At 63.6% G+C, this 23,095-nt stretch carries 23 protein-coding genes; 18 read left to right on the top strand and 5 right to left on the bottom strand.

Translation table 11 applies throughout. The features are described 5' to 3' along the window. The first annotated feature begins 1 nt into the window (after position 1). Positions 2-2,197, top strand: coding sequence for a 3'-5' exonuclease (locus IM738_RS10325; protein ID WP_236965772.1), 2,196 nt, complete (start codon positions 2-4; stop codon positions 2,195-2,197). Positions 2,198-2,390: 193 nt separating this feature from the next. On the opposite strand, the gene IM738_RS10320 is transcribed toward IM738_RS10325, so the two are convergent. Both IM738_RS10320 and IM738_RS10315 read right to left on the bottom strand, forming a co-directional pair. Continuing rightward, positions 2,391-3,386, bottom strand: coding sequence for an IS110 family transposase (locus IM738_RS10320; RefSeq protein ID WP_236966290.1), 996 nt, complete (start codon positions 3,384-3,386; stop codon positions 2,391-2,393). A gap of 197 nt (positions 3,387-3,583) precedes the next feature. Continuing rightward, positions 3,584-5,449 carry a putative nucleotidyltransferase substrate binding domain-containing protein gene (locus IM738_RS10315; protein ID WP_236965771.1) on the bottom strand — a complete coding sequence of 622 codons (1,866 nt, stop codon included), beginning with the start codon at positions 5,447-5,449 and terminating at the stop codon, positions 3,584-3,586. A 173-nt stretch (positions 5,450-5,622) separates the two neighbouring features. Between IM738_RS10315 and IM738_RS10310 the strand changes: the two genes are divergently transcribed. From IM738_RS10310 to dnaB, 9 genes are all read left to right on the top strand, one after another. Next, positions 5,623-5,919 (top strand): hypothetical protein, encoded by a 297-nt coding sequence (locus IM738_RS10310; RefSeq protein WP_236965770.1) that lies wholly within the window; start codon positions 5,623-5,625, stop codon positions 5,917-5,919. Continuing rightward, the gene (locus IM738_RS10305) at positions 5,916-6,491 is read left to right on the top strand and encodes a tetratricopeptide repeat protein (RefSeq protein WP_236965769.1); all 576 of its coding nucleotides are present in this window, start codon (positions 5,916-5,918) and stop codon (positions 6,489-6,491) included. The genes IM738_RS10310 and IM738_RS10305 overlap by 4 nt, the downstream gene beginning before the upstream one ends. A gap of 175 nt (positions 6,492-6,666) precedes the next feature. Further along, positions 6,667-6,927: a DUF4212 domain-containing protein gene (locus IM738_RS10300; RefSeq protein ID WP_236965768.1), complete on the top strand. Its 261-nt coding sequence runs from the start codon at positions 6,667-6,669 to the stop codon at positions 6,925-6,927. 4 nt (positions 6,928-6,931) lie between these two features. Continuing rightward, the gene (locus IM738_RS10295) at positions 6,932-9,043 is read left to right on the top strand and encodes a sodium:solute symporter family protein (protein WP_236965767.1); all 2,112 of its coding nucleotides are present in this window, start codon (positions 6,932-6,934) and stop codon (positions 9,041-9,043) included. A gap of 160 nt (positions 9,044-9,203) precedes the next feature. Further along, positions 9,204-9,611 (top strand): 30S ribosomal protein S6, encoded by a 408-nt coding sequence (rpsF, locus tag IM738_RS10290; protein WP_236965766.1) that lies wholly within the window; start codon positions 9,204-9,206, stop codon positions 9,609-9,611. Between the two features lie 8 nt (positions 9,612-9,619). Next, the gene (gene priB / locus IM738_RS10285) at positions 9,620-9,922 is read left to right on the top strand and encodes a primosomal replication protein N (protein ID WP_236965765.1); all 303 of its coding nucleotides are present in this window, start codon (positions 9,620-9,622) and stop codon (positions 9,920-9,922) included. A 12-nt stretch (positions 9,923-9,934) separates the two neighbouring features. Continuing rightward, a complete protein-coding gene (gene rpsR, locus IM738_RS10280; RefSeq protein ID WP_077330375.1) occupies positions 9,935-10,216 on the top strand; it encodes a 30S ribosomal protein S18 in 282 nt (93 codons plus the stop codon). 13 nt (positions 10,217-10,229) lie between these two features. Continuing rightward, positions 10,230-10,682: a 50S ribosomal protein L9 gene (gene rplI / locus IM738_RS10275; RefSeq protein ID WP_236965764.1), complete on the top strand. Its 453-nt coding sequence runs from the start codon at positions 10,230-10,232 to the stop codon at positions 10,680-10,682. A gap of 186 nt (positions 10,683-10,868) precedes the next feature. Further along, positions 10,869-12,299, top strand: coding sequence for a replicative DNA helicase (gene dnaB, locus IM738_RS10270; protein WP_236965763.1), 1,431 nt, complete (start codon positions 10,869-10,871; stop codon positions 12,297-12,299). Between the two features lie 66 nt (positions 12,300-12,365). Here dnaB and IM738_RS10265 read toward each other — a convergent pair whose 3' ends face one another. From IM738_RS10265 to IM738_RS10255, 3 genes are all read right to left on the bottom strand, one after another. Continuing rightward, positions 12,366-14,126: a PhoH family protein gene (locus IM738_RS10265; RefSeq protein ID WP_236965762.1), complete on the bottom strand. Its 1,761-nt coding sequence runs from the start codon at positions 14,124-14,126 to the stop codon at positions 12,366-12,368. A gap of 182 nt (positions 14,127-14,308) precedes the next feature. Next, entirely contained in the window at positions 14,309-14,785 is a 477-nt protein-coding gene (locus IM738_RS10260; RefSeq protein ID WP_236965761.1) for a peroxiredoxin, read from the bottom strand. 183 nt (positions 14,786-14,968) lie between these two features. Then, positions 14,969-15,361: an Mth938-like domain-containing protein gene (locus IM738_RS10255; RefSeq protein WP_236965760.1), complete on the bottom strand. Its 393-nt coding sequence runs from the start codon at positions 15,359-15,361 to the stop codon at positions 14,969-14,971. 156 nt (positions 15,362-15,517) lie between these two features. Between IM738_RS10255 and IM738_RS10250 the strand changes: the two genes are divergently transcribed. The 8 genes from IM738_RS10250 (at position 15,518) to IM738_RS10215 (ending at position 22,988) form a co-directional block, all read left to right on the top strand. Further along, complete coding sequence (locus tag IM738_RS10250) at positions 15,518-16,744, top strand: pyridoxal phosphate-dependent aminotransferase (RefSeq protein WP_236965759.1); 1,227 nt, start codon at positions 15,518-15,520, stop codon at positions 16,742-16,744. Positions 16,745-16,860: 116 nt separating this feature from the next. Next, positions 16,861-18,183: a homoserine dehydrogenase gene (locus IM738_RS10245; RefSeq protein WP_236965758.1), complete on the top strand. Its 1,323-nt coding sequence runs from the start codon at positions 16,861-16,863 to the stop codon at positions 18,181-18,183. 1 nt (position 18,184) lies between these two features. Beyond that, a complete protein-coding gene (gene thrC, locus IM738_RS10240) occupies positions 18,185-19,624 on the top strand; it encodes a threonine synthase (protein WP_236965757.1) in 1,440 nt (479 codons plus the stop codon). Further along, positions 19,611-20,177, top strand: a complete 567-nt coding sequence (gene mobB, locus IM738_RS10235) for a molybdopterin-guanine dinucleotide biosynthesis protein B (protein WP_336886563.1) — start codon at positions 19,611-19,613, stop codon at positions 20,175-20,177. The genes thrC and mobB overlap by 14 nt, the downstream gene beginning before the upstream one ends. Positions 20,178-20,211: 34 nt before the next feature. Beyond that, positions 20,212-21,492, top strand: a complete 1,281-nt coding sequence (locus IM738_RS10230; protein ID WP_236965755.1) for a molybdopterin molybdotransferase MoeA — start codon at positions 20,212-20,214, stop codon at positions 21,490-21,492. Further along, positions 21,489-21,740: a molybdopterin converting factor subunit 1 gene (gene moaD / locus IM738_RS10225; protein ID WP_236965754.1), complete on the top strand. Its 252-nt coding sequence runs from the start codon at positions 21,489-21,491 to the stop codon at positions 21,738-21,740. The genes IM738_RS10230 and moaD overlap by 4 nt, the downstream gene beginning before the upstream one ends. A 2-nt stretch (positions 21,741-21,742) precedes the next feature. After that, a complete protein-coding gene (locus tag IM738_RS10220; RefSeq protein ID WP_236965753.1) occupies positions 21,743-22,216 on the top strand; it encodes a molybdenum cofactor biosynthesis protein MoaE in 474 nt (157 codons plus the stop codon). Positions 22,217-22,226: 10 nt separating this feature from the next. Next, positions 22,227-22,988, top strand: a complete 762-nt coding sequence (locus tag IM738_RS10215; RefSeq protein ID WP_236965752.1) for a GNAT family N-acetyltransferase — start codon at positions 22,227-22,229, stop codon at positions 22,986-22,988. Positions 22,989-23,095: the final 107 nt, after the last annotated feature.

Below are 23,095 nucleotides of genomic sequence, written 5' to 3'. Positions count from 1 at the left end.
CATGGCAGGACAGAAGACCACCGATCGCCGCCTCTGGTGGCTGCTGGGGGCGGCGGCCCTGATGTCCATGGTCTGGCTGATGCTCACGATCGGCTTGCTGGGCTTGACCCTGGAGGACGATGCACGCCAGACCGTGTGGGGGCTGCTGGGCGACCGACTGATGCTGGTCGTTCTCACCTGGGCCGCCGGCATGGCGGCCATTGCCTATGGTCTCAAGCGCTGGTTCGATCACTGGATCACGCCTTCGGTGCAGTTGGCTGAAGAGGCACAGGTGTTGCTGCGGACCGACGTGGTGCGCGAGCTGCCGCCCAAAGGCAACCTGGAAACCAAGGTGCTTGCGGGGCTGTTCAACCAGTTGGTGGCCCAGCGCGAAGAGTTGCGAACCGAGATGGACGCCAAGGTGCAGATCGCGGCACGGGACATCGAGCAGGAACGAAGCCGGCTCGCTGCGCTCATGGCCGAGCTCACGCAGAGCGTGGTGGTGTGCAACCTGGACGGACGCATCATTCTCTACAACCAGCGCGCCCGCTTGCAGTTCCGCGCTTTGTCGCAGGCACCGGGCGTGGCCGGTGGGGCCGAACTGATGGGGCTGGGACGCTCGATCTACAGCGTGTTCGACCGCAAGCTGGTGACGCATGCGCTGGAGAACATCCAGCAACGCATGCTGCGCGGAGCCGGCCAGCCGTCGGCGCAGTTCGTCACCACCACACCGGCGGGGCAGCTGCTGCGGGTGCAGATGGCGCCGGTGCGCCCTCCGCCGGTGGCCGGTTCTGACGAGCCTTCGCTCGACCTGACCGGCTTTGTGCTCATGCTCGACAACATCACGCGCGACTTCGAGGCCGAGTCCGCCAAAGACCAGGTGCTGCACACGCTCACCGAGCGCAGCCGCGCGGCGCTGGCCAGCATGCAGGCGGCGCTGGACATGCTCGACTACCCCGATCTCGACGCCCCCATGCGCGAGCGCTTCCTGGGCGTGATCCGGGACGAGACCACGGCCCTGAGCCGTCGCATCGGCGCGCTCGAAGCGGGTTCGACCGACAGCCTGAAAACGCGCTGGCCGCTGGAAGACATGCTGGGCACCGACCTCGTGACCGCGGCGCAGAAGCGGATCGAAACCGTCACCACACTGCCTGCCTCTGCCGCGGAGCTGGACGGGGCGCTGTGGCTCAAGGTCGAGAGCTTCTCGCTGCTGCAGGCCCTGGTGTCTCTCACGGGTCGCCTGGCCGACGAGTTCGAGGTGCGCTTTGTCCAGTTGCGTTTGCAGCCGGCCGTGGGCAGCCCGGGCAAGGCCTGGCTGGACCTGATCTGGAGCGGCCAGGCGATGAGCACGGAGACCGTGATGAGCTGGGAAATGGACCCGATGAAGGTCGGCAGCGAGACGGTGCGCCTGACGGTGCGCGACGTGGTCGAGCGCCACAACGGGGCCTTCTGGTTCGAGCGCGAGCGCCAGCGCCACCAGGCCTTTTTCCGCTTCCTGCTGCCGCTGGCCAATCCGCAGGAGCCGGTGGATGCCACGCCGCTGTCGAAGAACGACAGCCGGCCCGAGTACTACGATTTCGACCTTTTCAAGACCACCGAACAAACGCGCACGCTGGACGACCGCCCGCTCACCGATCTGGTCTACACCGTGTTCGACACCGAAACGACCGGGCTGAACCCGGGGCAGGGCGACGAGATCATCCAGATCGGCGCGGCGCGCATCGTCAACCACAAGCTGCTGCGCCAGGAGTGTTTCGAGCAGTTGGTGAATCCGCAGCGCCTGATTCCCGCCGCGTCGATACCGATCCACGGCATACGGCCCGACATGGTGATGGGCCAACCCACCATCGACCAGGTGCTGCCGGCCTTTCATGCATTCGCGCAGGACACGGTGCTGGTGGCCCACAACGCGGCGTTCGACATGCGCTTCCTGCAACTCAAGGAGTCGCAGGCGGGGGTGGTTTTTGACCACCCGGTGCTGGACACCTTGCTGCTGTCGGCCGTGATCCACCCGAACCAGGACTCGCACCGGCTGGAGGCCATCGCCGAGCGCTTCAACGTGACCATCGTCGGCCGCCACACGGCCTTGGGCGACGCCATGGTCACGGCCGAGGTGTTCCTGAAACTGATCCCGCTGCTGGCCGAAAAAGGCATCCACACGCTGGGACAGGCGCGCGAAGCGGCGCAGAAAACGTACTACGCCAGAATAAAGTATTGACCCCCCGCGCCGCTTCGCGTCACCCCCCAGGGGGCGGTACTGGCGGCCCGGCAAAGCCGGTTCCGCGGTGCCCTGGGATGGGCGCCCCCTCGCTCAACCTACGACATCTCCGGCGCGCGGCCCCAGCCAGGATGCGGTGGAACCGGCTTTGCCGGGCCACTCGCATCGCCCCCTTGAGCAACTGTGTTCAAAGTCAAGTGGATTGTTGAAGGGAAAGTTCATGCTTGAGCGAGCTCCATGAAGATTGATCTCTGAGCATGGCGTTGAGGATGGTCAGGAGCTTGCGCATGCAAGCAACAATGGTCACCTTCTTGGGTTTGCCTGCTTCCAGCAAACGGTCGTAGAAGGCCTTGATCGGTGGGTTAAAGCGCACAGCGCTCATGGTCGCCATGTAGACCACGGCCCGCACTTCACTGCGCCCGCCCCAGATCCGGCGCTTGCCGGCGCGCTGCCCTGAGTCGTTGGCCAGCGGGGCCACCCCCACCAGCTTGGCGATCTGGCGCCGCCCCAACTGCCCCAACTCGGGCAACGCCGCCGTCAAGGTCAGGATCGTTACCGGCCCCACACCCTTGACGCTGTCGAGCAAGCTTCGCTGACTCTTGAAGTGTTGATCCAGGTGCGAATCAATGTCCGCATCGATCACCTCAAGCTGTTTGTCCAGCGTCTTCAGCACCGTCTTGATGCTGCGCACCGCGCGCCCTTTGGCATGCTCCAGCCGATGACCTTCAGCCACGCTCATGTCCATGAGTTGGCGCCTGCGCGTCATCAGCTGCGCCAGCTCCAGGCGCTGTGCGTCCATCAGTGGGGTGATGTACTTGGCGCGGTCTTTGTGGCGTGCGAGCACGTCGGCAAAGTCGCGCAGCATGCGCGCATCGACCTTGTCGGTCTTGGACAGCTCGCCCATTGACTTGGCAAAGTCGTGGCTCTGGCGTGGGTTCACGCGCGCCACCGACAGGCCAGCGTTTTGTAGCGTCCACACCAGATCGCGCTCGTACCCTGCGGTGGCCTCGATCACGATCAGGTCCACGCCGGCTTCTTTGAACTGGCGCGTCAACACTTCCCATCCACCTGCGTCATTGGCCACTCGTTGGTGTTCAGAGCCCAGGCAGACATCGAGATGCTGCTTGGACACGTCAATACCAACATTGGGCTTTTGCTCGCGGTTCACTACCCCACCTTGCGGATGCATCGTCATGATTGGCAACTGTTCGGGTTACATGGTTGGATGAAAAGAGATTGGTGCGTTGACCAGGTGCTCAAGGACGAACTCGGGGCTCCAGGGGGTTGCAGGTTTGGCGCACCAACCGCCAAGGTTCACTCTTCAATAAACACAGAACGAAACATACAAGGGGGTCGCGCGAAGCGCGGCGGGGGTGGTTTACCTCCTCACATCCGATACCGCTGGCCCATCACGCTTTGCATCGTCTGCACCACCACGAACGCGTCTTTGAGCTGGTGGCGCTCGAAGTTGGACAGGTCGTCCGGGTTGATGTGGTTGTCGGGTGGTTGACCGGCCGCCATCTGGCGCGCCTGGTGCTGGATACGCAGGAAGGCCAGAAACTCCAGCGCGTCCTGCAGGTCCCGGGCGTTCTTCTCGTTGAGCCCGCCGCTGGCGGCCGCAGCGGTCAGCCGGTCGTGGGTGTTGATCTCGTTGTCGCCCAGGGCCAGTGCGTATACCCGGGCCAGGTCCACGATGGGCACCACGCCGTGGTGCTTGAGATCGATGGTGCCTTTGTGCTCGCCGCTTCGGATGGTGGAGATGCCTTTGAACATGCCCAGCGGCGGTTGGCGGAGCAGGGCGTTGCCGACCATGTGCGCCAGGAAAATCGTGTTGCCCCGGGTTTGCTGTAACACGCTGCGCCGCAGACCATCCAGCAGCCCGACGTTGCCGTGGACCGCACGCATGTCGAAGAACACGCAGGTCAGCATAAGCGCGGTCGGGTCGGGCTGGCTGGTCCATTCGGTGAAGGAGGTCAGCCAGCGCCGGCGCGGTTGGCGCCACTGGTCGGTCAGGGCCATCATCTCGCCAGGGCAGTACACGTAGCCGCAGGCGTCCAGGCCGTCGCACACGAAGCGCGCCAGGGCCTTGAAGTACGCGCCGTGCTGCGCCTCGTCGTAGGCGTCGTCCAGCACCAGGCAGTTGTCCTGGTCGGACCTGGCGGTTTGCTCGTTGCGCGCCTGGGAGCCGGCGGCCACCCAGACGTAGTCCACCGGTGCCGGGCCCAGTTGTGCCTCGCCCAGTTGCAGCAAGCGCGTGGTGATGGCGTCGGTGATGGCGGTGACGATGTGGCCGGTGTTGTAGGCCGAGGCTTCGGCGGCGGCGAGGCCTTGTTGCAGGCGCTTGACCTTGGCCGCGACGGTCTGCAGGCCTTCGACCGTGGTCTGTTTGTAGACATCACCTGCCAGATAGACCGCCGAAGTGCTGTGTTGTTCGGTCAGGTCGGTGGCGGTGATCATGCCGGCGATGCGCTGGCCGTTCAGCACCGGCACGTGGTGGATGTTGTGGCGTGCCATGAGCAGCAGCGCGTCGAAGGCCGGGTTCTTCACATCGACGCTCATCGGCGCCAGCGTGGCGATGTCCGCAATCGGTCGCGCGGTGTCCATCCCCATGGCAATCACCCGGTTGCGCAGGTCGCGGTCGGTGATCAGGCCAAACAGCAGGTCTTGCTCCACGATCAGCACCGAAGACACGCGCTGCTCGCTCATCACCTGCGCGGCGTCGCGGATGCTGGTGTGTGGGGAGAGTGTGACAGGCGGTCGTTTGATCAGCGCGCTCACGGGCGTGGTCATGAGGTTGAGCGCCGGGTCGCCGTTCGCATCACGGCGGGTCGCTGGCAGGCTGGACGTGTGAGCGCTCAGATCGGGGCTGGCCAGAAAGTAGGCCAGCGCCGGCACTTCCTTGCGCAGGGCTTCAGCGGTCAGGGCGTCGAGCCGGGTGTAGCGGCAGGCCGTTTCCGCCTGGGCGGCGCTGACCAAGAGGGACTCGCCCTGTGCCAGGCCAAACAGTTCTCCCGGCCGAAGACTCAGCACGGCCTCGCCATCGGGGTTTTGCAGCTGAACGGTGCCTTCGATCAACCAGTAAAGATGGGTCTTGAGCCGGTCGCCGTCGGCGATGAGCTCACCTGCGGCCGCGCTCAACTCGGGCAGTGCACGCGCCAGGGCGTCCTGGATACCGGCCGGCAGCAGCCCGAGGATGCGGTGACGGGAGAGGGCTTCGTGCAATGAGCGGGCATTGCCTGCGTCTTCGTTCATGGATGAACCGGGCCAGTTGGAGTGAGGTGTTTTTGATGCTACACCCCGGGGGCGGCAGCCTTTGCGGGTAAACCCTCTCGGTGTTTGACCTAGGGGTGGCGGGCATTGGGTTGATCTGTAAGTGTTCGGTAAGTCGAGGGCCAAGAATGGGCGCACGTTTACCCAAACCTTACATGTTGACACTCATTGCCTCCGTCAAATTGATTGCCGAAATCGCCCTGCTGGCGCTGTTTGGACAGTGGGTGCTGGGCTTGCTGGCGGGACAGAAGAAGGACAAAAACCTGTTCTATCAACTCCTGCAGCAGATCGGCAGGCCCTTCGTCGTGCTGGCCCGTTGGGTCTCGCCGCGCTTTGTGCTCGAACGCCACCATCCTCTGGTGGCGTTTTTGATTCTGGGTTTCGTCTGGATCCTGGCGACCGCAGCCAAGATATCCCATTGCCTGAAGATCGGGGTGCAACTGTGTCAATGATCACGTCCATCGACGCCTGGTTCGTGCGCTGGCAGGTGCGCTTGCTGCTGTTGGCCGGGCAGCAGCGCCAGGCCCTGGCCCGTGTCGATCAGTTGCTGGCCGATCAACCGCTGGAGCCCTATGCCCTCGCGACCAGGGCCCAGTTGCTGACCAACCTGGGCGACAAGCCAGCGGCCATCCTGACCCTGGAGCAGCTGGTGAAGGCCCAGCCGGCCCAGGCTTCGGGTTGGTACAACCTGGGTTATCTGTGCGAAGAAGAAGGCCGCCTCGAACAGGCCGAGGCCGCGTTTCGCCGCGCCACCGAGATCGAACCCGATCTGGACCGCGCCTGGTATGGGTTGGGCCTCAGTCTGATCCGTCAGCGTCACTTCGACGAAGCCATCGTGGCGCTGCGCAAGAACACCGAACTGCAACCCATGAGTCCCTACGGCTGGTACCAGCTGGCCCGGGTTCATGTGGATCGGCAAGAGCCCGACGAGGCGGCGAAGATCATTCGCCACCTCCGAAAGTTCGAGCCGAAGGTGGCGGCACAACTTGAGCGCGAGACAGGACTGGGCGCCGCCCTGACCTGACCGCTCCACCCGGCTCTGGCCGGATGGAGTACCTCGCATTCGCGCTGTGGCGCCCCAGAAGTGGTGGCCAGTCACAGGCTGGTCGCCGAACAACGCGGACCGTCTGCAGACCACCTGAGGAGACGGGTGGTGTTCGCGATCTGCCCGAAAGGGCGTCATTGATGGAGTCGATCAGATGGAATTGACAGATAACCACCGCCGGTATTGGCGGAAAAACCTCAACATCACCGCCGTATTGCTTGCAATCTGGTTCGTGGTGACCTTTGTTGTGAGCTTTTTCGCGAGAGACCTCAGTTTCAACTTTTTCGGTTGGCCTTTCAGCTTCTGGATGGGGGCCCAAGGGTCGCTGGTGGTGTATTGCCTGATCATCGGGTACTACGCTTGGTACATGAACAAACTCGACATCGAACACGGTGTCGAAGAGACCGAGGAGTAACACCATGGCAGGCATGTTCGAAACAGCGGGCGCTGGCGGCGGGTCCAACAAGGCCTTCAAGCAGCAGCTCAACAAGGTCTACAAGTGGTACACGGGGGGCTTTTTCGTCTTCGTGGTGACCCTGGCCATCCTGGAGCAACTCGGCCTCTCACGCGAGTGGATCGGCTTCATCTTCCTCCTGGCCACCATCGGCCTGTATGCCGGCATCGGCATCATGAGCCGGACCACCGACGCGGCGGAGTACTACGTGGCAGGGCGCCGAGTGCCCGCCATGTACAACGGTATGGCCACGGGGGCGGACTGGATGTCGGCGGCGTCCTTCATCGGCATGGCCGGTACCCTCTACCTGACGGGCTACAGCGGCCTGGCCTTCATCATGGGCTGGACCGGTGGCTACTGCCTGGTGGCGCTGTTCCTGGCGCCCTACCTGCGCAAGTTCGGCCAGTTCACCATCCCCGACTTCCTGGGTGAACGCTATGGAGGCAACCTGCCGCGCTTCATCGGCATCGTCGCGGCCATCCTGTGCTCGTTCACCTACGTGGTCGCGCAGATCTATGGCGTGGGCCTGATCACTTCGCGCTTGACCGGTGTGGCGTTCGAGTTGGGCATTTTTCTGGGGCTGGGTGGCATTCTGGTGTGCTCCTTTCTGGGCGGCATGCGGGCGGTGACCTGGACGCAGGTGGCGCAATACATCATCCTGATCGTGGCCTACATGATTCCGGTGGTCTGGCTGTCGGTGAAACAGACCAGCGTGCCCGTGCCGCAGGCAATCTACGGCTACCAGCTGGAGAAGGTCACGGCCAAGGAGAAGCTGCTGGCCAACGATCCCAAAGAGCTGGAGGTGCGCGAAATCTACAAGAAGCGCGCCGCCGATCTGGATGCGAAGCTGAAGGACCCGACCGTGGCGCTGGCCGCCGACAAGGCCGCGGCCGAAGCCAAGCTGGCCGAATTGCGTGCGGCCAATGCACCATCGGCCGACGTGGCCGCGGCAGAGAAAGCGCTGGCAGCCGTTCCCAAGGACGAGGCCGCCGCCAAGAAAGCCTGGTCGGCCGCCAAGACCGCAGCTGAGACCAAGGCCAAGCCGCTCAACGGCATGCCGGCTCACGCGGATCAGTTCACAGGCGATCCGAACGGTGACGAAAAGGCGCAGAAGACCTATAACGAGTCGCGTCTGAACTTCCTGGCGCTGATCTTCTGCCTGATGATCGGCACGGCCGCGCTGCCGCACATCCTGATGCGCTACTACACGGTGCCCAGCGTGAAAGAGGCTCGCCAGTCGGTGACCTGGTCGCTGTTCTTCATCTTCCTGCTGTACTTCACGGCACCCGCTCTGGCGGTGCTGGTGAAATACGAGGTGTTCCATGTGTTGATCGGCACGCCATTCGACCAGTTGCCACAGTGGGTGGCCGCGTGGAACAAGGTCGATCCGAGCCTGCTGTCGGTGGTGGACGTCAACAAGGACAACATCCTCCAGTTGAACGAAATGTCCATTGGTGGCGACATCATCGTGCTGGCCACGGCCGAAATCGGTGGCCTGCCGTACGTGATCTCGGGTCTGGTGGCCGCTGGCGGTCTGGCCGCTGCGCTGTCCACCGCCGACGGGCTGCTGCTGACGATCGCCAACGCGCTGTCTCACGACCTGTACTACAAGATGATCGACCCCAACGCCTCCACGGCGCGCCGAGTGACCATCTCCAAAATGCTGCTGCTGGTCGTGGCATTGATGGCTGCCTATGTGGCGGCGCAGAAACCGGCGGACATCCTGTTCCTGGTGTCGGCGGCGTTCTCGTTCGCCGCCGCAGCCTTCTTCCCGGCGCTGGTGCTTGGCATCTTCTGGAAGCGGGCGACAGGCATTGCCGCGTCGCTGGGCATGGTCGCAGGCCTGGGCATCACCTTCTATTACATGGTGACCACCCAGCCTTGGCTGCGCGGGATCTTCGGTGTCACCTCACCGATTGAGCTGTGGTTCGGCATCCTGCCGATTTCTGCGGGTGTGTTTGGCGTGCCGCTGGGCTTCCTGGTGATCATCCTGGTCAGCATGGTGACACCAGCGCCCAGTCGCAAGGTCCAGGAGCTGGTGGAGCATGTGCGCTATCCCAGCCTGAAGATGTCCTGAGACAGTAGGGGTGCGGGGCTGATGCCCCGCACCCCAGCCAGTCAGCAGCGTGCCGGTCTGTCAATCGACGGACCGGCATTTTTTTGCTAGAATCATGGGCTTCGCCTTGCTGCACCCCTGTTGACGCTGGGGGCAGCTTTTCAATCCACAAGGAGAGTCCATGCGTCATTACGAGATCGTTTTGCTGATCCACCCGGATCAAAGCGAACAGGTTCCAGCCATGCTGGAGCGTTACAAAGGCATGATCACCACCGGCAACGGCAAGATCCACCGCGTTGAAGACTGGGGTCGCCGTCAACTGGCCTACCAGATCAACAAGCTGTCCAAAGCCCACTACCTGTGTGTCAACATCGAAGCCGATCAGGCTGTGATGGCTGAGCTGGAGCACGCCTTCAAGTTCAACGACGCCGTGCTGCGCCACCTGACCGTGCTGAAGAAGAAAGCCGAAACCGGTCCTTCAAGCATGATGAAGTCGGTCGAGCGCGAAGAGGCCCGCAAACTGGCCCAGCCGGAGCAGCGCGAGCACCGTGAACCGCGGGAACCCCGCGAGCAGCGCGCAGAAGCCTGACCCGGGGTGTGACATCGCCAGCAGGTAACCAATTTCAATTGTTGGCCGCGGTGGTTCAGGTTCAAAGCCTGCGCTACACCCCGGCAGGCATACCCGCTGTGAACCTTGTGCTGGAGCACGAGTCCACGGTCACTGAAATGGACACCCCGCGAACGGTGAAGCTGCAACTGAGGGCCGTGGCCTTTGGTGCCATGGCTGAAACGTTGTCCCGACAAGGGCTCGAATCAGTTTCCAGCTTTCACGGTTTCCTGGCGAATGCACGCAACGGCAAAGGTGTCGTGTTCCATATTCAAGATTTCAGCAAAACATAGGAAAGGCCCATCATGGCTGCACCGAAACGTTTCAACAAAGACAAGCGCCCCAAGCGCAACACCCAATCGCTGCTGTTCAAGCGCAAGCGCTTCTGCCGCTTCACCGTGGCCAATGTCGAAGAAGTCGACTACAAGGACGTGGACGTCCTGCGTGACTTCATCGCCGAAAACGGCAAGATCATTCCCGCTCGCCTGACGGGCACCCGCGCGTTCTACCAGCGCCAGGTCAACACCGCCATCAAGCGGTCGCGTTTCCTGGCCATGCTGCCGTACAGCGACCAGCACCGCGTCTGAAAGGGAAACTGACATGCAAATCATTCTTCTCGACAAAGTTGTCAACCTCGGCGCTCTGGGCGACGTGGTCAAGGTCAAAGACGGCTACGCACGCAACTTCCTGATCCCCGCTGGCCGCGCCCGTCGTGCGACGCAAACGGCCATCGCTGAATTTGAAGCGCGCCGTGCGGAACTGGAAAAAGTCGCTGCAGCCAAACTCGCCGAGGCTCAAGCCCTGGGTGAAAAGCTGGCTGCGGTGGCCCTCAAGCTGTCACAAAAAGCCGGTGTGGACGGCCGCCTGTTTGGCTCCGTGACCAACCACGATGTGTCCGAAGAGCTGAACAAGCAAGGCTTTGCTGTGGCCAAGTCGCAAGTTCGCATGCCCAACGGCCCGTTGAAGAACGTGGGCGATTACACCGTGAGCGTGAACCTGCACACCGACGTCACCATCGACGTGAGTGTTTCGGTGCTCGGCGAAACCGCCTGAGTCCCGCCGGATCGGCGGTTCTTCCGCCGGTTGGCCACAAGGCCGCTGCCCTCGGGTCAGCGGCCTTTTGTTTTCCGGGGCGCAGTTATCCTCTTCGTTCCCCAGCCTGTGCACGGGTTGTCCACAGGCTTGTCCCATGACATCCGCGAGGGTGCGGCGTACCATCGTCGATTCAACAGGAACGCCATGTCAGCCGTTTTTTCCAACGCTCTCTCTTCTTTCGACACCGCCCTGGACGATGGCGGTTTCGGGGCCGACCAGCAGGTCGCCCAGTTGAGGGTGCCGCCGCACTCCATCGAGGCCGAGTCGAGTGTGCTGGGTGGCCTGCTGCTCGACAACCAGGCTTGGGACCGGGTGGCCGATCTGGTCAACGATTCCGACTTCTACCGCTACGAACACCGCCTGACCTATTCGGCCATCGCTGCATTGGTCAACGCCAGCAAGCCGGCCGACGTCGTGACGGTGTTTGAGCACCTGCAGAACCTGGGCAAGGCCGAAGAGGCCGGGGGCCTGGCCTACCTGAACTCGCTGGCGCAGTACGTGCCCAGCGCTGCCAACATCCGCCGTTATGCCGAGATCGTTCGCGAGCGCGCCATTCTGCGCAAGCTGGTGGCGGCCAGCGACGAGATCGCCACAGCGGCCTTCAACCCGCAAGGCAGGCAGGTGGCCAAGATCCTCGACGAGGCGGAGCAGAAGATCTTCAAGATTGGCGAAGAGGGCTCGCGCATGAAGGAGGGCTTCCAGGGGATGGACACCCTGGTGGTCGATCTGCTGGACCGTGTGCAGGAGATGGCCGACAACCCGATGGATGTGACGGGTGTGCCCACCGGCTTCATCGACCTCGACCGAATGACCTCCGGCCTGCAAGCTGGCGACCTGGTGGTGCTGGCGGCGCGCCCTTCGATGGGCAAGACGGCGTTTGCGATCAACATCGCGGAGCATGTGGCGCTCAACGAGGGACTGCCGGTGGCGGTGTTCTCCATGGAAATGGGGGCTTCGCAGCTCGCGGTGCGTATCGTTGGCTCCATCGGGCGCATCAACCAGGGCCACCTGCGCACCGGCAAGCTCACCGACGACGAGTGGCCGCGCCTGACCGAAGCCATCGAGAAGCTGCGCAATGTGTCGTTGCATATCGACGAAACCCCGGGTCTGACCCCAAGCGAACTGCGTGCCAACGCACGGCGTCTCGCGCGGCAGTGCGGCAAGCTGGGCCTGATCGTGGTGGACTACCTGCAGCTCATGAGCGGCTCTGGGGCGGCTGGGGGCGACAACCGCGCCACCGAGCTGGGAGAAATCTCCCGGGGCCTGAAGATGCTGGCCAAGGAACTGCAATGCCCGGTGATTGCTCTCTCGCAGCTCAACCGCTCGGTGGAACAGCGCACCGACAAGCGCCCCATGATGAGTGACCTGCGCGAGTCCGGCGCCATCGAACAGGACGCGGACATCATCATGTTCATCTACCGGGATGAGTACTACAACCGCGAAACGACCAAGGAGCCCGGCGTGGCGGAGATCATCATTGGCAAGCAGCGAAACGGCCCGACGGGCGTGGTCAAGCTGACCTTCCTGAACACGCTCACCCGTTTTGAAAGCCTCGCGGGTGGTGGTGACTTTTGAGTCATCGACCACACAAAGAAAAACCCGGCCATGCCGGGTTTTTCTTTGTGGTTGGGTGACGCTGGATCAGAGGACTTCACTGGCATAGTCGGCCAGCCTCGAACGCTCGCCGCGCGCGAGTGTGATGTGGCCACCGTGCGGCCAGCCCTTGAAGCGGTCCACCGCGTAGGTCAGGCCAGAAGAGCCTTCGGTCAGGTACGGCGTATCGATTTGCGCCAGGTTGCCCATGCAGATGATCTTGGTGCCCGGGCCTGCCCGGGTGATCAGCGTCTTCATCTGCTTGGGCGTCAGGTTCTGTGCTTCGTCAATGATGACGTACTTGTTCATGAAGGTGCGCCCGCGCATGAAGTTCATGCTCTTGACCTTGATGCGGCTGCGGATCAACTCATTGGTGGCTGCACGACCCCAATCACCCGCGTTCCCGCCATCGCCCTTGGCCAGGAACTCCAGGTTGTCGTCGAGCGCGCCCATCCAGGGGCCCATCTTTTCTTCTTCGGTGCCAGGCAGGAAGCCGATGTCTTCGCCCACGCTGACGGTGGCACGGGTCATGATGATTTCGGTGTAGCGCCGGTCGTCGAGCACTTGGGTCAGGCCACTGGCCAGGGCCATGAGTGTCTTGCCGGTGCCGGCCGTGCCAGCCAGTGTCACGAAGTCGACCTCGGGGTCCATCAGCAGGTTGAGCGCGAAGTTCTGTTCGCGGTTGCGGCTGGTCACACCCCACACGGCGTTTTTCAGGTGCGTGAAGTCCTTGAGGGTTTTGAGCACGGCGGTCTTGTCGCGGATTTCCGTCACGCGGGCGTACAGCGATGGTTCGCCAGGTGCTTCAAAATAGACAAACTGGTTGATGTAGAAGTGCCCCACCGCCGGCCCACTGACGCGGTAAAACGTGTGGCTGCCGCTTTGCCAGCTCTCGATGGTCTTGCTCTGGCGGGTCCAGAAATCTTGCGGCAGCGCCAGTGCACCGGCATACAGCAGCTCGCCGTCTTCGAGTGTCTTGTCGTTCTGGTAGTCCTCGGCGGCCAACCCCAGGGCCCGGGCCTTGACCCGCATATTGATGTCCTTGGACACCAGAATGACTTCGCGCTGTGGATGTTTGTCGCGCAGTGCATGCACCACGCCAAGAATCTGGTTGTCCGCCTTACCCTGTGGCAGGCTGCTGGGCAGTTCGGCGTTCAGCGGCTCGGTCTGGAAAAAGAGCAAACCCCGCGCGGTCTGGTGCCCCGTGGCAGAAAGCTTGAGCCCTTTGGCCATGTCGCTGCCTTGCTGCGCGGCGAGCGCGTCCAGTGTCCGACTGGTTTGGCGTCCATTGCGAGCGACTTCGGTCATGCCTTTCTTGTGCCCATCGAGCTCTTCGAGCACGATCATCGGAAGGTAGATGTCGTGTTCCTCAAAGCGGAACAAGCTCATGGGGTCGTGCAGCAGCACGTTGGTGTCGAGCACGAACAGGCGCGTTGCACCATGGTGGGGAGCCTTGCCACCGCGGCGACGTGCGCTCCCATGGGGCGTCAACGCAGCTGCCACGGGTGCTGGCAGGGGAGGTTGCTGCACAGCACGTTCGACGCGGGCGGTCTCAGGCTGAGGGGCTGCCACCGCGGCGCGTTTGACCTGTGGGATTGTTTCCGTCTTGCGAGAGCGAGAAGGCGGTTTGTTGGGCATGATGATCGGGTGCACCGAGGCCGCCGGCGCTGATGCTGCGACCTGCAGGGCCTGGGGTGGGGCTGGCAGTATGCTGGAGGCCCCTTCGTGGGGGTCCTCGCTGGATTTCAGGCTGTAGGCATCGGGCGCCAGAAGGGCTGCACGTTTGGAGGGGGCGGGTGGCAATGGCATGGGGGCTTGTTGGGTCAGCGCAAGGCAGAAAAAGAAAAAGCCGCCGGGGGAACCGGGCGGCTTTGCGGGCTGCAGGGGATGGGGGAGGGGATTGGAGCAGAGACGCTTCCCTGGGTCATGAATTCATTATGCACGACTGACTGAACCCGACCGTTCCCGGCGTCTTCGGGTCGATGGCTGTGTCAGGCGGCCTTTTTGAGGGCCTTGACCGCTTTGAGGACCTCTTCCACATGGCCGGGGACCTTCAGGCCGCGCCACTCCTGCTTGAGCACGCCATCAGCGCCGATCAGGAAGGTGCTTCGCTCGATGCCCTTGACCTTTTTGCCGTACATGATCTTGTTCTTGACCACGCCAAACATGTGGCACATCTTCTCTTCGGTGTCAGCGATGAGCTCAAAAGGAAGCTCGAGTTTGGTCTTGAAGTCGTCATGCGACTTCATGTTGTCTCTGGACACACCAAACACATGGGCGCCCGCCTTGACGAAGTCCTTGTACTTGTCACGGAACTGCATGGCTTCGGTGGTGCAGCCGGGCGTGTTGTCCTTCGGGTAAAAGTACAGCACCACCGTCTGACCCAGGTGGGTCTGGTTGCTGACCTTGATGCCGCCGGTGGCCAGGGACTCAAATTCGGGAATGGGTTTGTTGACAACGACTGCCATGCTGCGTGGACCCCTGACGTAGGTTGGTGGAGATGCGTTGGTTTTCCTGCTGTCCACGACTCCCTGGACAACGGCTGCTCTCGGGCGGCTGGGAGGAAAACAATCGGGTATTTTACCCTGAACGGCAGTCTTGGTCCGGCGTTCCTGGAAAGCCTTTTTCTGATGCCGTCAGAGCCGCAGGATTCAGGTGAGCTCTCCGGCCTCGATCAAAAGCGCCGCAATCACCCGCCGGCCTTCGCCCGCCAGGATGTTGTAGGTCCGGCATGCGGCGGCAGTGTCCATGGTCTCGACACCGATGCGGCGGTCCATCAGGCCCTGGACCAACGCGGGGTGGACAAAACGCAGTCTCCGTCCGCTTCCAAACAGCACCAGTTCTGGTGGCGGGGCGCCATCGGCGACCAAGTTGTCGAAGTCCACGGCCGACAGCGTCTCGAAACGGTTCACGCCCCAGGCGCTCAGTGTGCCGGATGCGTTCAGGATCAGGCTGCCTGTGTGGCGCTGCCCGTTCACGGCAATCCATCCATCACCATAGGCGGTGACCGAGAGGGCATCGGGTTTGTCGGCGTGCAGTTTCATGGGGTGGCGGTGTGCGGTGCAAGGGCCACGCTGGCGACGGAAGCGCTGTCGAACTGTGGTCAAATTGCAGGTTTTCCCTTGCGGGCCTACGTAATATAGCGCCCGAAGGTGATGTCCCTGATCCCCATGTGTCCGCCTGACTCCCACGGAGGGAATTTGAAAACCATCCAGAAATCCGCCAAGCTCGCCAATGTGCTCTATGACGTGCGAGGCCCGATCGTGGAGGCGGCCAAGCAGATGGAAGACGAAGGCCAGAAGATCATCAAGCTGAACATCGGCAATCTGGCGCCCTTTGGTTTTGACGCACCGGAAGAGATCCAGCAGGACATGATCCGCAACCTGCCGGAGTCCTCTGGCTACTCTGACAGCAAGGGCATTTTTGCAGCGCGCAAGGCGGTGATGCACTACAGCCAGCAGCAGGGCGTGGTGGGTGTGACACTGGACGACATCTACCTCGGCAACGGTGCCAGCGACCTGATCAGCATGGCAACCAACGCCCTGCTGGACGATGGCGACGAGCTGCTGGTGCCCGCGCCCGACTACCCGCTGTGGACCGCTTCTGCGAGCCTGTCCGGCGGCAAGCCGGTCCACTACCTCTGCGATGAAGCCAACGGCTGGATGCCGAACCTGGACGATATCCGCCGCAAGATCACGCCACGCACCAAAGGCCTGGTGGTGATCAACCCCAACAACCCCACAGGCGCCTTGTACAGCGATGAGTTGCTGCTCGCCCTGGTGCAGATCGCGCGGGAACACGGGTTGCTGCTGCTTGCCGACGAGGTGTACGACAAGGTTCTGTACGACGATGTGAAGCACACCGCGCTGGCGAGCCTGTCCACCGACGTGGTGACCCTGACCTTCAATTCGCTGTCCAAGGCCTATCGGGCCTGCGGATACCGCGCCGGCTGGATGGTGATTTCGGGCGACAAGACCTGTGCCAAGGATTACATCGAAGGCCTGAACATGCTGGCCAACATCAAGCTCGGCTCCAATGTGCCGGGGCAGTGGGCCATTCAGACGGCCCTGGGTGGCTACCAGAGCATCCACGATCTGGTCAAAGAAGGCGGGCGTTTGCGCCGTCAGCGCGATCTGGCCTACGAACTGATCACGGCCATTCCCGGGGTCAGCTGCGTCAAGCCGAAGGCGGCGCTGTACATGTTTCCCCGTCTGGACCCGGTGATGTACCCGATTCCGGACGACCGGCAGTTCTTCATGGAAGTGTTGCGCGCCACACGCGTGATGCTGGTGCAGGGGACGGGGTTCAACTACCCCGACCAACAACATTTCCGTATCGTGTTCTTGCCGCACGAGGACGATTTGCGCGAGGCGATCGGGCGTCTGGCGAAGTTCCTGGACGGCTGGCGCAAACGGCACGGCACCTGACGCCGTCATCAAAGGCCGGCGCCAACGTCATCAATGGCGTGGCGACAGGCCGATAGCATCGTATTTCCCCGGGGTGGGTGTGTATCCCCTCTGTTTTTGAGCGAATGAGACAAAGCATGAAACCGATCCAAGTAGGCCTTCTGGGCATAGGCACCGTGGGCAGCGGCACGTTCAACGTGTTGCAGCGCAACCAGGAGGAGATCAAGCGCCGCGCAGGCCGTGGCATTGAAATCACGATGGTGGCCGACCTTGACGTGGCGCGTGCCCAGAGCGTCGTCGGTCCGGACGTGAAGGTGGTGAACGACGCGCGCGCCGTGATCGCCAACCCCGAGATCGACATCGTGATCGAGCTGATCGGCGGCTACGGCATCGCCAAGGCACTGGTGCTGGAAGCCATCGCGGCCGGTAAGCACGTGGTCACCGCCAACAAAGCCTTGCTGGCCGTGCACGGGACCGAGATCTTTGCGGCGGCTTCGGCCAAGGGTGTGATGGTGGCGTTCGAAGCGGCCGTGGCCGGTGGCATTCCCATCATCAAGGCCCTGCGCGAAGGCCTGACGGCCAACAGCATCCAGTGGATCGCCGGCATCATCAACGGCACCACCAACTTCATCCTGTCCGAGATGCGCGACAAGGGACTGGATTTCGATGTTGTGCTGAAAGAAGCGCAGCGCTTGGGCTACGCCGAAGCCGACCCGACCTTCGACATCGAAGGTGTGGATGCGGCCCACAAGGCGACGCTGATGAGCGCCATCGCCTTCGGTATCCCGGTGCAGTTCGACAAGGCCTACGTCGAGGGCATCACCAAGCTGGGTGCGGCCGACATCAAATACGCTGAACAGCTGGGTTACCGCATCAAGCTGCTGGGCATCACCAAGCGCACAGCCCAGGGCATTGAACTGCGTGTGCACCCGAGCCTGGTGCCATCCAAGCGCCTGATCGCCAACGTCGAAGGCGCGATGAACGCCGTGGTGGTGCAGGGCGACGCCGTGGGCACCACGCTGTACTACGGCAAGGGCGCGGGCAGCGAGCCCACCGCCTCGGCCGTGATCGCCGATCTGGTGGACATCACCCGCCTGCACACCGCCGATCCGCTGCACCGCGTGCCGCACCTGGCCTTCCAGCCCGATGCCATGAGCGACCTGAGCGTGCTGCCCATGAGCGAGGTGGTGACCAGCTACTACCTGCGCCTGCGCGTGGCCGACGAGGCCGGCGTGCTGGCCCAGGTGACGGGTCTGCTGGCGAACGCCGGGATCAGCATCGACGCGGTGCTGCAGCGCGAGGCCGACGAAGTGGGCGGCGAGGGCGCGACGTCCACCGACCTGATCATCCTTACGCACGACACCCGCGAGGGCACCATGAACGATGTGCTGGCGCAGATGCAGGCGTTGCCCAGCGTGCTCGCGCCCATCACGCGGATTCGAAAAGAAGAACTGAACTGAGATGCTGTACCTCTCCACCCGTGGCCATCCGGACCGCAAGCACTTCTGCGAAATCCTGCTCGAAGGCCTGGCGCCCGACGGCGGGTTGTACCTGCCCGAGCGCTATCCGCAGGTGGATGCGGCCACGCTGGCGCGCTGGCGCGCGGTGTTCAACGGCGGCGCACCCGGCGGTTATGCCGCGCTGGCGTTTGAGGTGCTGTCGCTCTACATCGATGACATTCCCGCCGCCGATCTGAAGGCGCTGTGTGAGAAGGCTTACACCGAAGCGGTGTATGGCACAGCGGCCATCGTGCCGCTGAAGCAGCTCGAAGATGGCTTCTACCTCGAAGCCCTGTCCAACGGCCCGACTCTGGCCTTCAAGGACATGGCCATGCAGTTGCTGGGCCACCTGTTCGAGTACGAACTGGCGCGTCGCGGTGAAGCGCTCAACATCCTGGGTGCGACGTCGGGCGACACCGGCAGCGCGGCCGAGTACGCCATGCGTGGCAAGAAGGGGGTGCGTGTCTTCATGCTGAGCCCGCACGGCCGGATGAGTCCGTTTCAGCAGGCGCAGATGTTCAGCCTGATGGATCAGAACATCCACAACATCGCGATCGAAGGCGTGTTTGACGACTGCCAGGACATCGTCAAGAACGTCAGCAACGATCTGGACTTCAAGCGCAAGTACAAGATCGGTACCGTCAACTCGATCAACTGGGCGCGCCTGCTGGCGCAGGTGGTCTATTACTTCGCCGGCTATTTCCAGGCGACCACGGACGACGAGCAGAAGGTGAGCTTCACCGTGCCCAGCGGCAACTTCGGCAACATCTGCGCAGGTCACGTGGCCCGTCAGATGGGCCTGCCGATCGAGCGCCTGGTGGCGGCCACCAACGAAAACGACGTGCTCGACGAATTCTTTCGCACCGGTACCTACCGGGTGCGTGGCAGTTCGGACACCTACGAGACCTCCAGCCCGTCGATGGACATCTCCAAGGCCAGCAACTTCGAGCGGTTTGTGTTCGACCTGCTGGGTCGCGACGGTGCGCGCACGAAGAGTCTGTTCGACGACGAGTTGCGCCTGCACGGCCGCTTCGACCTCGGTACAGACCCGCTGTTTGCGCACGCCGCCACGCATTTCGGTTTTGCCAGCGGCAAGAGCATGCACGCCCACCGCCTCGCGACGATCAAGGACACCTTCGAACGTTTCGGCGTGATGATCGACACCCACACCGCCGACGGGGTGAAGGTGGCGCGCGAGCTGCGCCGCCCGGGCGAGACGATGGTCGTGCTGGAAACGGCGCTGCCCATCAAGTTCGCCGACACCATCCGCGAAGCGCTGGGGCGCGACCCGTACCGGCCCGCCCAGTTCGATGGCATCGAAGCCCTGCCCAAGCGGGTGCGGGTGATGCAGGCCGACACGGTCGCGGTCAAGCGCTACATCGTTGACCATTGCCCGGTGTGAGCACCGGCAACGTTCGCAGATGAAGGTCGTCGGCTTCGCCGGTTTTTCGGGCTCCGGCAAGACCACGCTGGTCGAGCAGCTGATCCCGGCGTTCAAGTTGCGCGGCCTTCGTGTGTCGGTGGTCAAACACGCTCACCACCAGTTCGATATCGACCATCCGGGGAAAGACACCTGGCGCCACCGGGAGGCCGGCGCCTTCGAGGTGGTGGTCGCTTCGGCGAAACGGCTGGTGCTGATGCGCGAGTTCGAGCGCGATCGCGAGCTGAGCGTGCACCACCTGCTGGCCGAGCTGTACGCCGGCGTGGACTGGGTGCTGGTGGAAGGTTTCAAGGACAGCGACCTGCAGAAAATCGAGGTCTGGCGCGCGGCCAGTGCCAAGCCCGCCCGCTACCCTGACGACCCGTTTGTCGTGGCCATCGCCACCGACAGCCCGGGACAGCTGCCCGAAGCGACCCAGCGGCCGGTGCTGGATTTGAACGATGCCGACGCCCTGGCCACCTGGCTGGTCGACAATGGAGATCGTTTCGACTACAACCCCGACGCCTATCTCTGACCACGCTGTTGCGCAGCACCTCTCACCACTGTCCATGACCGCTGCACCCCATCCCCAACGTGCTCCTTTGATGTCGCTGGACGACGCGCTGAACGGTGTGCTCGACCGCGTGACGCCGCTGTCGCGCACGGAGTCCGTGGCCACCTTCGAGGCCGACCGACGCGTGCTCGCCAGCGACCTGGTGTCTGCGATGCACGTGCCGCCGCAGGACAACTCGTCGATGGACGGTTACGCCGTGCGTGTGGCCGACGTGACCGAAAAAGGGGTGGTGCTGAATGTCAGCCAGCGCATCGCCGCCGGTCATGCGGCCCAGCCGCTGCAGCCGGGCACCTGCGCGCGCATCTTCACCGGCGCGCCCTTGCCGGCAGGTGCCGACGCAGTGGTGATGCAGGAGGACACGCGCGAGGTGGGTGGCGACTTGCACGCGGTGCACATCGACGTCGTGCCTGCGCCCGGTCAGTGGGTGCGTCGCGCGGGTGAAGACGTGACGCGTGGCGCTGTGGTGCTGCCCCGTGGCACCCGGCTGTCTCCCGCCAGCCTGGGCCTGGCCGCGGGCATCGGCATGGCGCACCTGAACGTGATGGCGCGGCCGCGTGTTGCCTTGTTTTCCACCGGTGACGAACTTGTGATGCCGGGTGAGGTGGCGCCGGAGGCGATGAAACCCGGTGCCATCTACAACTCGAACCGGTTCTTTCTGCGCGCGCTGCTGCAGCGGCTGGGCTGTGAGGTGAGCGACCTGGGCATCGTTCCGGACCAGCGCGATCTGACGCTCGCCGCCCTCAAGACCGCTGCCGACCACCACGACCTGATCCTCACCAGCGGTGGCGTGTCGGTGGGTGAAGAGGACCACATCAAACCCGCCGTGCAGCAGCTCGGCAGCCTGGACCTGTGGCAGATCGCCATGAAGCCGGGCAAGCCGTTTGCGTATGGCACGGTGCGGCGCGATGCGGGGGCTGGTGCTGATGCGGCGCAGCCCTGCCATTTCATCGGTCTACCGGGCAACCCGGTGTCCAGTTTCGTCACCTTCCTGTTGCTGGTGCGTCCCTTCTTGCTGCGGCTGCAGGGGGCCGAAGTGCCGGTTCTGCAGCCGGTGACGCTGCCCGCCCACTTCGACCTGCCGCGCGCCGATAAGCGCCGTGAATTCCTGCGCGTGCGCCGCAACGCCGCCGGTGGCCTGGACCTGTTTCCCAACCAGAGCTCGGGCGTGCTGACCTCGGCGGTCTGGGGCGACGGTTTGGTGGACAACCCGGCCGGCAGCACCATTGCCCACGGTGACCCCGTGGCCTTCCTCTCTTTCGCGGACCTGCTCGCATGAAAGTCAACCTGCGTTATTTCGCCTCCATCCGCGAGGCCATCGGGACCGGCAGTGAATCACTGGACACGGGGGCCACGACGCTGACCGCGCTGCGCGACGAGCTCATCGCCCGGGGTGGCGCCCACGCCGACGCCCTGGCGCGCGGGCGTGCGGTGCGCGTGTCGCTGAACCAGACCATGGCCGACGAATCGGCGGCGCTGGTCGAGGGCGCCGAGGTGGCCTTTTTCCCCCCCGTGACCGGAGGCTGAACATGAACGCCCGCGTCAGCATCCAGACCGAAGACTTCGACCTGTCCGCAGAAGTCGCCAGGCTGCGCGCGGACGAGAAGGGGGTTGGCGCCATCTGCTCCTTCGTGGGCACCGTGCGAGACCGCAACGACGGACAGAGCGTCAGCACCATGGAGCTGGAGCACTACCCGGGCATGACGGAGAAGAGCATCGAAGCCATGATCGACGAGGCCTTCAAACGCTTCGACATCTTCGGCGCGCGGGTGATCCACCGCGTGGGCTTGTTGCAGCCGCTGGACCAGATCGTGCTGGTCGCCGTGACCTCGGCGCACCGGGGCGAAAGTTTCCAGGCCTGCGAGTTCCTGATGGACTACCTCAAGACCCAGGCGCCATTCTGGAAGAAGGAGCAGACGCAGGACGGCGCTCGCTGGGTGGACGCACGCGTCAGTGACGATGCGGCGCTCGCCAAATGGGGCATCCAAAGCCAGAACGTCTGAGGCTTTGCCGATGACGGTCAAGACCTTGAGCCCCGCCGACATCGCCTCCATCGAGCGCGCCACGCTGACGGCGGTGGCGCCTGAGCGGATCGAAGCCATCGACGGTTGGCTGCTGCCCATGGACCACGGCACGGTCGGCCGTGCCCACAGCGCGGTGCCGTTGCACCATGGGTTCCACGATCCCGCCTTGATCGACGAAATTGCGCAGCGCTACCGGAGCGCTGGTCTGCGACCGGTGTTTCGCCTGCCGGACCTGCCCTCGTTCGATCCCTGGTGGCCGGCGCTGGCGGCGCGGGATTTCCAGCGCAAGCAGCCGACGCTGACCCAGACCGGCACGGTGGACGGTCTGCTGAACCTGGCCGGTGACACCGAGGGCGTGTCGCTGGACCAGCGCCCCGACGCGGCCTGGATGGCGATGTTTCTGGGGGAAGGGCTGGACCCTGTGGACGGTGCCAGCCGCTCGCGCGCCCTGTCGCGTGCCGAGGGCACGCTGTACGCCAGCCTGCGTGAAGGCGGGCAGACCCTGGCCTGCGGCGCCGCCTGTTTCGCCGACGGCTGGCTGAGCATGCATGGGCTGCGCACCGCCTCCAGCCAGCGCGGGCGTGGGCTGGCGGGTCGGTTGATCCGCGCGATGGCGCTGGACGCACAGCGCCGGGGCATTGCCCGAGCCTTCCTGCAGGTCGATGGCGCCAACGCGCCGGCACTCGCCCTGTACCGGCGGGCCGGCATGCTCACCGCCTGGACCTACGCCTACTGGCGGGCGCCCACGTAAAAGGGGTCTTGCGCGGTGGCAGGCGCAGGGCGGAGTCCGCACCTGCGGTTGACGCAGGTCAAACGCCACGTCAAAGCGCCTTGAAAACCGCGCGTTCAGCGCCAGAT

The organism is Hydrogenophaga sp. SL48 (genome assembly GCF_021729865.1).
GTDB lineage: Bacteria > Pseudomonadota > Gammaproteobacteria > Burkholderiales > Burkholderiaceae_C > Hydrogenophaga.
This window is presented reverse-complemented; position numbering and strand designations above follow the sequence as displayed.

Coding starts and splice junctions, on each gene's coding strand:
- IM738_RS10325 (WP_236965772.1), top strand. CDS start 2: ATGGCAGGACAGAAGACCACCGATCGCCGCCTCTGGTGGCTGCTGGGG.
- IM738_RS10320 (WP_236966290.1), bottom strand. CDS start 3,386: ATGCATCCGCAAGGTGGGGTAGTGAACCGCGAGCAAAAGCCCAATGTT.
- IM738_RS10315 (WP_236965771.1), bottom strand. CDS start 5,449: ATGAACGAAGACGCAGGCAATGCCCGCTCATTGCACGAAGCCCTCTCC.
- IM738_RS10310 (WP_236965770.1), top strand. CDS start 5,623: ATGTTGACACTCATTGCCTCCGTCAAATTGATTGCCGAAATCGCCCTG.
- IM738_RS10305 (WP_236965769.1), top strand. CDS start 5,916: ATGATCACGTCCATCGACGCCTGGTTCGTGCGCTGGCAGGTGCGCTTG.
- IM738_RS10300 (WP_236965768.1), top strand. CDS start 6,667: ATGGAATTGACAGATAACCACCGCCGGTATTGGCGGAAAAACCTCAAC.
- IM738_RS10295 (WP_236965767.1), top strand. CDS start 6,932: ATGGCAGGCATGTTCGAAACAGCGGGCGCTGGCGGCGGGTCCAACAAG.
- rpsF (WP_236965766.1), top strand. CDS start 9,204: ATGCGTCATTACGAGATCGTTTTGCTGATCCACCCGGATCAAAGCGAA.
- rpsR (WP_077330375.1), top strand. CDS start 9,935: ATGGCTGCACCGAAACGTTTCAACAAAGACAAGCGCCCCAAGCGCAAC.
- rplI (WP_236965764.1), top strand. CDS start 10,230: ATGCAAATCATTCTTCTCGACAAAGTTGTCAACCTCGGCGCTCTGGGC.
- dnaB (WP_236965763.1), top strand. CDS start 10,869: ATGTCAGCCGTTTTTTCCAACGCTCTCTCTTCTTTCGACACCGCCCTG.
- IM738_RS10265 (WP_236965762.1), bottom strand. CDS start 14,126: ATGCCATTGCCACCCGCCCCCTCCAAACGTGCAGCCCTTCTGGCGCCC.
- IM738_RS10260 (WP_236965761.1), bottom strand. CDS start 14,785: ATGGCAGTCGTTGTCAACAAACCCATTCCCGAATTTGAGTCCCTGGCC.
- IM738_RS10255 (WP_236965760.1), bottom strand. CDS start 15,361: ATGAAACTGCACGCCGACAAACCCGATGCCCTCTCGGTCACCGCCTAT.
- IM738_RS10245 (WP_236965758.1), top strand. CDS start 16,861: ATGAAACCGATCCAAGTAGGCCTTCTGGGCATAGGCACCGTGGGCAGC.
- thrC (WP_236965757.1), top strand. CDS start 18,185: ATGCTGTACCTCTCCACCCGTGGCCATCCGGACCGCAAGCACTTCTGC.
- IM738_RS10230 (WP_236965755.1), top strand. CDS start 20,212: ATGACCGCTGCACCCCATCCCCAACGTGCTCCTTTGATGTCGCTGGAC.
- moaD (WP_236965754.1), top strand. CDS start 21,489: ATGAAAGTCAACCTGCGTTATTTCGCCTCCATCCGCGAGGCCATCGGG.
- IM738_RS10220 (WP_236965753.1), top strand. CDS start 21,743: ATGAACGCCCGCGTCAGCATCCAGACCGAAGACTTCGACCTGTCCGCA.
- IM738_RS10215 (WP_236965752.1), top strand. CDS start 22,227: ATGACGGTCAAGACCTTGAGCCCCGCCGACATCGCCTCCATCGAGCGC.